Genomic DNA, 2,122 nt, shown 5'->3' with positions numbered 1-2,122 from the left:
TACTGATAATGCTCCAGCAGGCTCTGCGATAATAGCGTGTTTATTATACAGGTCTAATATGGTGGTGCATACTTTTCCTTCTGGAACAAGTGTAATATCATCCACGTATTTGGCTACCACTTGATGCGTTAGCTTTCCGGCGCACTTAACCGCTGCCCCATCTACGAATTTATCTATCGTTTCAAGTGCGATTGGCCCGCTGTTTGCTATTGCTGCCTTCATACTCGCTGCTCCAGCAGGCTCTACACCAATAATTTGTGTGCTAGGAGATAGATTCTTTATATAGGAAGAAACGCCTGACACTAGACCTCCTCCACCAATGCTACTAAAAACATAATCTAGCTTTTCATCAATATCATTCATAATCTCAACTGCGACTGTACCTTGACCTGCAATGATATCTAAATCGTCAAAAGGGTGGATAAACAGTCGATCATTCTCATTTGCGTAGGCAACGGCACTGCTAGCTGAATCATCAAAAGTATCACCAGCTAGAATAATTTCGACAAACTCACGTCCAAACATTCTTACCTGTTCAATTTTTTGACTCGGAGTAGTCAATGGCATAAATATTTTTGCGGATATTCCTAAATGGGCACAGGCATAAGCCACTCCTTGGGCATGATTTCCTGCACTTGCACAGACCACTCCTTTTTTACAGGCAGCCTCTTCAATAGTTTTTATTTTATAGTAAGCTCCTCTCAGTTTAAATGAGCGAACATGTTGAAGATCTTCACGTTTAAAATATATATTAGCCTCGTATTTCTCCGACAGATAGTCGTATTTTTGTAAAGGTGTATGTAACACAACCTCTTTTAAAAATTGATGCGCTCTTAACACATCTTCAATTTGAAGTAATTTTGTCTCCGCCAGTTGCATTAGATGACCCTCCTAATTTTAATTATTCGTATATTTTAACACACTACAGCAGTAAACCCCTAATATATTTTTGATAATTCAAAACAATGTAACATTTATATGTCTTTGTTAATTATAAACATATTTTGTTGACATTTTTGTTAATTTAGAACATAATGTGTTCATAGTTAACAAAAGTTATGTTAAGGAGATTGAATTATGCTTCCAATTAACAGAAAAAAGAAAATAATTGATGAGCTTTCTCTAAAGGGGAAGGTTGAAATATTAGAGCTTGTAGACCTTTTAGAGGTTTCTGCAATGACTATTAGAAGAGATTTAGATGAACTAGAAAAACAAAAGAAATTAATTAGAACTCACGGAGGGGCGGCATTACCACAAGCGATCATTGGAGAGCAGTCCTATGAACAAAAGCTCTCAGAAGCTCATCTACAGAAGAAGGAAATCGCGCAAATTGCAGTAGGCTTAGTAAAAGATGGTATGAGAATTCTATTGGATTCTGGTACTACGACATTAGAGATTGCCAGATTATTAAAATCCCGTTCAAATATTACGGTAGTAACAAATGATATTAAAATTGCAGCAGAATTAACCGACTCGAAATTAGAAGTAATTTTACTTGGTGGTAAGGTACAGAATGGGGTTGGGGCAATATTAGGGTCATTTGCAGAACAAATGCTTAGAAACATTCACGTTGACATACTGTTCTTAGGTGCACATGCTGTACATTCCAATCTCGGTATTACATCTGCGACATTTGAGAAAGCATCTATTAAAAAAGAAATGATAAACGTCAGTGAGGCTGTCTATCTAACTGTAGATGCACAGAAATTTGGAAAAAAAGCATTTGCTAAAATAGCGGATGTGGACTCGGTTACCGGAATCATAACAGATAGTACTATTTCCAAAGAAGTAGAAGATATCTATAAGGAAAAATCTACTTTTATAAAGGGAGTGACAAAGTGAAAATAGGTATTATTGCAGATGATTTAACAGGAGCAAATGCCACTGGAGTCCGGTTAGCTAAAAACGGATTTATGAGTGCTACAGTCGTTTTCGGAGGAGAAGTGCCTAAAAATAGTGATTTTACTTCTATAAGTATAGATACAGATAGCAGGTACTGTTCTCCGTCTAATGCGGAAGAGCGAGTTCTGAAAGCATATGAACAGCTGACCAATTGGGGAGCAAGCGTTATTGGCAAACGAATTGATAGTACGGTTAGGGGTAACTTGGGAGTAGAGACAGA

General features: G+C 37.2%; 3 protein-coding genes. 2 read left to right on the top strand and 1 reads right to left on the bottom strand.

All coding sequences use genetic code 11. From position 1 onward, the window contains the following. The coding region (gene ilvA, locus AC06OU_RS14355) for a threonine ammonia-lyase IlvA (protein ID WP_475856688.1) at window positions 1-879 on the bottom strand (879 nt) is incomplete at its 3' end. Between the two features lie 198 nt (window positions 880-1,077). Between ilvA and AC06OU_RS14350 the strand changes: the two genes are divergently transcribed. Together AC06OU_RS14350 and AC06OU_RS14345 are read left to right on the top strand one after the other, a co-directional pair. Next, complete coding sequence (locus AC06OU_RS14350) at window positions 1,078-1,842, top strand: DeoR/GlpR family DNA-binding transcription regulator (protein ID WP_475856687.1); 765 nt, start codon at window positions 1,078-1,080, stop codon at window positions 1,840-1,842. Beyond that, window positions 1,839-2,122, top strand: a 284-nt coding sequence (locus AC06OU_RS14345; RefSeq protein WP_475856685.1) for a four-carbon acid sugar kinase family protein, incomplete at its 3' end; no start/stop codon positions are given. The genes AC06OU_RS14350 and AC06OU_RS14345, both read left to right, overlap by 4 nt.

Source organism: Psychrobacillus sp. (assembly GCF_056205495.1).
Note: the sequence above shows the minus strand (reverse complement) of the source record. Positions and strands in the feature narration are given on the sequence as shown.